We start from the raw sequence: 1,373 nt of genomic DNA, 5'->3' as shown, positions 1-1,373 counted from the left end.
CGCTGGCCGGTGAGCACTGTGAGGACCTGAAGTGTATGCCGACTTCTAGGACTAGATCGTGCCCCGGCCGGTTGGTGAGGTCGCCTATAGCGCTGATGGGGTGTCGTGCTTCGAGCACTGATCCATTAGGTTGCCGCCGGGTGCCCTTCGGCTCGAACAGTTTCGACCCATCGAGCAGGGAGGCGAGTTGACGCTATTTGTTGGAGACGACTGGGCTGAAGACCATCACGACATTCATCTGATGGACGCTGAGGGGGCCAAGCTGGCCTCGCGTCGGCTCCCGGAGGGACTGGTCGGGATCGGCGGGTTCCACGAGCTAGTGGCCGCCCACGCCGAAGCACCCCAGGAGGTGGTGATCGGCATCGAAACCGACCGCGGCCTGTGGGTCGAAGCGCTGAGCGCGGCCGGCTATCAGGTGTTCGCGGTCAACCCGCTCGCGGTGGCCCGCTATCGCGACCGCCACCAGGTCTCGGGCGCGAAGTCTGATGCCGGGGACGCCAAACTATTGGCCGATCTGGTGCGCACCGACCGGCACAACCACCGCCCGATCGCCGGGGACACCTCGGAGGTGGAGGCGATCAAGGTGCTGGCGCGGGCGCATCAGAACCTGATCTGGGCGCGCAACCGCAATACCAACACGCTGCGCAGTGCGTTGCGCGAGTACTACCCGGGCGCGTTGGAGGCTTTCGACTCCCTGGCTGACCGCGATGCCCTGGCCATCCTGGGTCGCGCCCCCACCCCGAGCGACGCCGCTCGACTCAGCGTCTCGAAGATCCGATCGGCACTCAAAGCCGCTGGGCGACAACGTAACCTCGACCCACGGGCGCTGGAGATCCAGACGGCGTTACGCACCGAGCAGCTTGCGGCCCCGGCCGCGGTCACCGCCGCGTTCGGGGCAAGCACCCGCGCCACGGTCGGCATCATCGCCGAGCTCAACCATCAGATCGCCGCCCTAGAGGTCGAGTTGGCGACGCATTTTGAGAAGCACCCGGACGCCGACATCTACCTCTCCCTGCCAGGACTTGGTGTCATCCTCGGCGCCCGGGTGCTCGGTGAGTTCGGGGACGACCCGAACCGCTACACCACCGCCAAGTCTCGCAAGAACTACGCGGGAACCTCACCATTGACCGTGGCTTCGGGCAAGAAACGCGCCGTGTTGGCCCGCCACGTCCGCAACCGCCGCCTCTACGATGCGATCGATCAGTGGGCGTTCTGCGCGTTGACCAACAGTCCCGGCGCCCGGGCCTTCTACGACCAGCACCGCGCCGCCGGGGACCTGCACCACCAGGCGCTGCGCGCCCTGGGCAACCGCCTCGTCGGCATCCTGCACGGCTGCCTCCGCCACCACAGCGCCTACAGCGAGCACACAGCCT

Annotated in this window: 1 protein-coding gene; it reads left to right on the top strand. The window is 66.9% G+C overall.

The genetic code is table 11. From position 1 onward, the window contains the following. Positions 1-241: 241 nt before the first annotated feature. The coding region (locus AC4ELH_RS35330) for an IS110 family RNA-guided transposase (RefSeq protein ID WP_498889597.1) at positions 242-1,373 on the top strand (1,132 nt) is incomplete at its 3' end.

The organism is Mycobacterium shunyiense, assembly GCF_058270075.1.
This window is presented reverse-complemented; position numbering and strand designations above follow the sequence as displayed.